This is a genomic window from Arthrobacter sp. H14 (assembly GCF_000520495.1).
Classification (GTDB): Bacteria; Actinomycetota; Actinomycetes; order Actinomycetales; family Micrococcaceae; genus Arthrobacter_C.
In genome coordinates, this window is record NZ_KI914626.1 from 1,771 (window position 1) to 6,631 (window position 4,861).

General features: G+C 61.4%; 7 protein-coding genes. 3 read left to right on the plus strand and 4 right to left on the minus strand.

The genetic code is table 11. The features are described from left to right. Window positions 1-255 precede the first annotated feature (255 nt). A complete protein-coding gene (locus Y707_RS23210) occupies window positions 256-924 on the minus strand; it encodes a GmrSD restriction endonuclease domain-containing protein (RefSeq protein WP_051441619.1) in 669 nt (222 codons plus the stop codon). Window positions 925-1,018: 94 nt separating this feature from the next. Between Y707_RS23210 and Y707_RS23215 the strand changes: the two genes are divergently transcribed. Then, complete coding sequence (locus Y707_RS23215; protein ID WP_051441620.1) at window positions 1,019-2,002, plus strand: site-specific integrase; 984 nt, start codon at window positions 1,019-1,021, stop codon at window positions 2,000-2,002. On the opposite strand, the gene Y707_RS0103790 is transcribed toward Y707_RS23215, so the two are convergent. Then, window positions 1,991-2,218 carry a hypothetical protein gene (locus Y707_RS0103790; RefSeq protein ID WP_026534098.1) on the minus strand — a complete coding sequence of 76 codons (228 nt, stop codon included), beginning with the start codon at window positions 2,216-2,218 and terminating at the stop codon, window positions 1,991-1,993. The two genes, Y707_RS23215 and Y707_RS0103790, sit on opposite strands and share 12 nt — an antisense overlap. Beyond that, window positions 2,199-2,339 carry a hypothetical protein gene (locus Y707_RS31205; protein ID WP_162150167.1) on the minus strand — a complete coding sequence of 47 codons (141 nt, stop codon included), beginning with the start codon at window positions 2,337-2,339 and terminating at the stop codon, window positions 2,199-2,201. Before Y707_RS31205 ends, Y707_RS0103790 begins: the two co-directional genes overlap by 20 nt. A gap of 252 nt (window positions 2,340-2,591) precedes the next feature. Here Y707_RS31205 and Y707_RS0103800 point away from each other — a divergent pair, with 252 nt between their 5' ends. Next, a complete protein-coding gene (locus Y707_RS0103800; RefSeq protein ID WP_026534100.1) occupies window positions 2,592-2,870 on the plus strand; it encodes a helicase associated domain-containing protein in 279 nt (92 codons plus the stop codon). Window positions 2,871-2,958: 88 nt separating this feature from the next. Then, the gene (locus Y707_RS0103805; protein WP_035780203.1) at window positions 2,959-3,327 is read left to right on the plus strand and encodes a hypothetical protein; all 369 of its coding nucleotides are present in this window, start codon (window positions 2,959-2,961) and stop codon (window positions 3,325-3,327) included. An 866-nt stretch (window positions 3,328-4,193) separates the two neighbouring features. On the opposite strand, the gene Y707_RS0103820 is transcribed toward Y707_RS0103805, so the two are convergent. Next, window positions 4,194-4,859, minus strand: a complete 666-nt coding sequence (locus Y707_RS0103820) for an alpha/beta fold hydrolase (protein ID WP_081744593.1) — start codon at window positions 4,857-4,859, stop codon at window positions 4,194-4,196. Window positions 4,860-4,861: the final 2 nt, after the last annotated feature.

Consider the following 4,861-nt stretch of genomic DNA (forward strand, 5'->3'; position numbering starts at 1 on the left):
CCATGGTTGAACTTATCGGCATGATCACCTATGTGAAAGTCATTCCCCGCCTGGTTCCATCGGAACGGAGACTGCGACCCGCCCAAGAAACTGGTGGTTGAAGGATCGGCTTATGGGACGAGGCAACCGACAACCCAGCTGTCATAAACCGCCATTCTGAACTAGCAGTCACACCAAAGCGATTGATCCACTCTCTAACTGCAACACCACAGAGATGACATGTCTTCACTGATGAAACGTCGTCATATAGCACCCTTAGAGGGTGTGACTACAGATAACACCGTCACCATCAAACTTCGTGTCCCACCCTGGGTCCCCGACGCTGATCGGGTCGGCGTCTGCTTCGCGGACGGCGGTGCAATTCTCGTAGCTGACGTCTGAGCCGGTTCCAGGTGCTGGTTCCGGCGACTCTTCCCGTGTTGGTGTGGCCGCTACGGGAACGCTCACTCCCCCGTCGTCGTCCGGGACTGGTTGGTTGGGGCATTTGGTGGTGAGGATGCTGGCGATGGCGTCGTGTTCTGCCTGGGTCATCCACAGCTCGTATTTGGCTTTGACTGCGGTTTGCAGGGCGACGTATTCGCAGCGGAAACTCTTGTTCGGCGGCAGCCAGGTTGCTGCGTCTGAATCGCCCTTGGAGGCGTTGGTGGGTCCGTCGACGGCCAGCAGGTTCAGCGGATCGTTGGCGAACGCTTCGCGCTGATTCTCTGCCAGTTGTTGTGCACCTTTCTGCCAGGCATCCGATAACGCAACAACGTGATCAATTTGGACATCGTTGCTGGTGGTATTGCCGCGGAGGAACTCGATGATCATGCCGGTAAACGGTCCGGCCAGGGTTCCTGTCAGCACAATGCATTCGTTGGTGCCGGCACGGAAGGTTTCGCCGGTGAGGTCGCGTTCGAGGATATCGTTGCGCCTTATGTGCATGCGTTACGGCGTGGCGAGCGACGTGAGTGACAACCTACTTCTACCTTTGTCCCTATGAGGCGCCGATCGCATTGAGGCACGGGCCTGACTGAGCATGAATCTTGGTGAGGACCAGATGGCGCTTCGGGTGGAGAAGGCAGTCTCGCCGACAACGGGAGTGATCACGCTTGTGCTTGTCGATGAAGACACATTCGTGGTGGACTCCGCTGCGAGAGATTATGCGATGTATCTTCGGGCGGCGGGACGGTCACCTAATACCGCCAAGGCCTATTTACCGCGCATCTGCCGATTCTTGAACTGGGCCAACGAGCAAGGAATCGACTGGCGAACCATCGGGCTTGCCGATATGGCCCGGTTCAAGATTGCTGTCGAGCAGACGCCAGCCCCGCGCGGCGGGCCGAAATCGGGTAAGACGGTTAACGCGACGTTGACCGCCGTGTGCGGGTTCCTGCGCTTCTCCGCGGCACACGGCCACGCCGACTCCCAGGTGGCGGTTCGTCTCTCCGAACCGAAATTTCTGCGCTACATACCGGCAGGTTTCAATCCCGGAGAGGCGAATCAGTTTCGCACCATCGAGGCGCGGGTGCTGAAGGCTCCGGAGATTGAGAACGCGCCACAGACGCTCCAGCCTGACGATGAGGCCTCGCTCCTTGAAGGTGGACGGACAGCCCGTGACCGGCTGCTGCTGGCCATTCTGTTAGGGGCTGCTTTGAGGATAGGTGAAGCTTTAGGGCTGCGTCGTGGCGACCTTCATATGCTTCCCGACTCAAGCCATCTCGGGTGTTCCACGCAGGGTGCACATCTGCACATCCTCCCACGGCAGGACAACACCAACGGAGCGCGGGCAAAGTCCGGCCGGTCAAGGATCGTACCAGTGCCAGCTTCGATCGTGGCCAGGTACCGTGACTACCTGATCGAGCGCGAGGTGTCCGGATCATCCTATGCGCCGGTTGATCGTCAGGACAGGCAGTGCCGGCAAAAAGCGAAACAATGCCCGGGCGCACAGCCTGCATCATCCCCGAGTGGTGGGTGTGGTGAGCCGGTCCGCTGGGCGGGGGTTTATGGGTTACGGGTGTAGGTCGTAAGGGTCCTGCCAGGTGCTCTCTTCACGGCGGATCCGCCGTACGTGCGCGGGTTCGACCCAAACGTTGTGGCGGGCCCCTTCGGTGTCGGCCCATTGGACCAGGGCCGCCGTGGTGGTCCAGCCGCCGGCCTTGCCGGTGATGTGTGCTGTTCCGCCGGCGGCCAGGGCGATGTCCGCGCTGATGTAGGGCTCACGCCGGTACGGGGGCATGCGTTGCCGGGCCCGAGCCGAAGTCCGGGGCCAAGGAGATGTAGGCGCCGTCATGATTTTCGAAGTGCCGTGCCGCTGTGGCGGTATCGACTTTAGTGACCATGGTGACCGATTCTGCCATCGCGGACAGACAATATTCATTCCCGCCCCCGAAAGCTGGCCCCCGCGCCCGCCGCCTGTCCTGGTCAACGGCCCACACCGACTTGCCGGGCGTCTCAATTGGGATGGCTCCCCTGTCCGTCACCTGCAAGGTGATCATGGACAGGGAGCCACCACTTCCAAGACTATGCCTCCGGTTCCGCCCGGTCCATGGGGTTTAGGAGAATCTTTACCCGGTTAGACTCGGTTCCCATGGAGGCGCTGGGCGGGGGCAATGGCACGGGCGGAGGAGTTCCTGGCCCGGCATGGGCGGTTGCCCAAACGCCACAGCGGCGATGCGGCCGAGGAGACAGCGGCGATGTGGCTGTACTCCATGCGCCGCCTGCACAGCCGCGGTGAGCTCAGCGCCGAACGCATCAAACAGCTCGACAGGACCCTCGGAAACTGGCGCACACCGGGAAGGCCCCCCGGTGAGGACGCGTACTGGTTTGCCCGCATGACCGATCTGGAAGCCTCCACAGCCTCCGCCGGGCGGCTGCCTCAGCCGGGGTAAGAATGCCGGTGAACATGAATGGTCTCTGGCGTTGTTTATTAACCGTCAGCGCCGCCGGATCCGGAACGATACCCTTCCGGCTCACCGGGTGGCCCAACTGGACGCAGCGGTTCCGGGCTGGAACACCAAACCCGAACCACATCAGGGCAAAAGGGTAAGAGAGCACCATGCGGCCGCGTGGGAGCGGGTGGCACCGCATGCGCCGGTGATCCTGGCCGGCCTGGCCTCGGGCCGGTCCCCGGCGCAGATGGCACGGATGACCGGCGTACCGCACCAGCTGCTGTTCGGCCTGGCACGGCACAACACCGAATGGGCCAGCCGGTTCGAGGAAGCCCTGATCCAGGGCAGGAATCCTGCCACCGAACACGGAACACACGCCGCGTACCGGCACGGGTGCCGCTGTAAAGAGTGCCGGAACCTGATCGCCGGCTACCGCCAACGCTCACAGCGGCACTAAAAAAGACCGGGCAGGACCCGGGTGAGTCACGGTTTGGGGGGAACCATTCACGCCAGGCCCTGCCGGCCCATACTGGAGCCGGCACCGGCCGGCTCCAGGAACACCACCCGGCCCCCATAAAGGGAAGACGGGCAACACCGGGCTAATCTACCCTGCCCCGGACGGCATCGTCGAAAACGCCGCACACAAACGTTGGTGGGCAGGTCAGGTCAAAGGCCCCGCTGTTCGGTATTGCCCGTCACAACGCCGAGTGGGCCAAACAGTTCGAGGAAGCGCTGGTGGAGGGCAGGAATCCTGCACTGGAACACGGGACACGGGCCGCGTACCGGCATGGTTGCCGTTGTAAAGAGTGCCGGAACCTGATCGCCGGTTACCACCAACGTTCACAGCGGCGTTAAACGACCGGCAGGACCTGGGTGAGTCAAGGTTGGGGGAACCATTCACCGGAGCCCTACCGGCCCAGTTGGGAGCCAGTATCAGCCGGGCCCGGGAACACCCGGACCCGTAAATGAAGACGGGCAACGCGGTCTAATCTACCCTGAACCGGGATGCACCACCGCTCGACACACATCAAACAGACTTCGATGGTGGCTTAGGCTCAGGCCCCTGGTTCCGCCACCGCACACGGACAAAGGCGGTGTGGGTTTAGTCTTCGCTGGTTTCCGCCTCGTCCGGGTCCTGGCCCGGTTCGGTCAGGGTTTCCGCTGTGCGGGCGTATTGTGCGCTGATGTACTGTTCAAGATCGTCGCGGCCCACACGCCAGACTGCCCTGTTATCTCTAGTTCAGATCCTGTTCTGAGGAACAGGAGGATCGAGGTTCCTTTCACCGTTTCTCAGATGTGCTGAACCCATGTGAGAAACGTTCGTCAATGCTGGAGAAGAAAAGGGATAACTGATTCCATGACTTCTCCGGCGTGGATGACGGGCTCGAGATGGCCAGCGTCCGGATACTCGACATATGAGCTTCCGGGGATGGCGGCCGCCACCTCCCGTGCCCGCGCGAGATAAGTGTCTGTGTCTTGCCCGAATCCGACCACGAGGCAAGGAACTGTCATGGTGGTTAGCGATTCCAGGCGCTCCTGATAGCCGCTTATGAACGCCGCCGATCTCTTCCGCGCCTCGACTGATGCCGAGCCCTTCGACGCCCACTCCGCTTGGATCTGCACAAACGGCTCAACGAAGGAATCTGATCCCAGAAGAGATGCTGGATGGCTTGTCAGCAAGCCCATTGCGAGCCGGACCGGATCCATATCCGCTCCCGCGACGGAGAGAGAATCCCACGCTTCCTGAAGTACCTTATCCATTTGATTTTGCCGGCCATACGTTGCTATCAACACAGCCGACCGAACAGGAGACGGGTGTGCCAGAGCGACTTCCTGGGCGATCGCAGCCCCTTGGGACCATCCAAGGAGGCGCACCTCGACTACGCCCAAATGGTCAATCAGATGTTTAACGTCGGTGACCACAGCTCGCGGTTCGTAATGTGGTCCCGTGTGAACGAAGGAGATAGCTTCGTATCCGGCTTCGACCAGCA